The organism is Verminephrobacter aporrectodeae subsp. tuberculatae At4 (assembly GCF_000193225.1).
In the GTDB taxonomy this organism is placed as follows: Bacteria; Pseudomonadota; Gammaproteobacteria; order Burkholderiales; family Burkholderiaceae_C; genus Acidovorax; species Acidovorax aporrectodeae.
On the sequence record NZ_AFAL01000611.1, the window covers coordinates 1 to 256 of the forward strand.

1 protein-coding gene is annotated in these 256 nt (G+C 66.8%); it reads left to right on the forward strand.

The features are described 5' to 3' along the window. Positions 1-256 (forward strand): SwmB domain-containing protein (locus VTU_RS28405; protein WP_010107104.1); only part of this gene is annotated, 256 nt, incomplete at both ends.

Genomic DNA, 256 nt, shown 5'->3' on the forward strand with positions numbered 1-256 from the left:
TCACTGCGACCGCCGTGGATGGGGCGGCCAAGACCGTCACGCTGACGCTGAGCACCCCCGTGGTGCATGGTCAGAGCGTGACCGTTGCCTACACCGACCCCACGACCTACAACGACGGGAATGCAATCCAGGACATCCTCGGCAACGACGTGGCCAGCTTCGCGGCCACGTCGGTGACCAACAACGCGCCAGCGCCACCAGACACCACGCCCCCGGTGCTCAGCAGCGCCGCGGTCAACGGCAACCAACTGGTGCT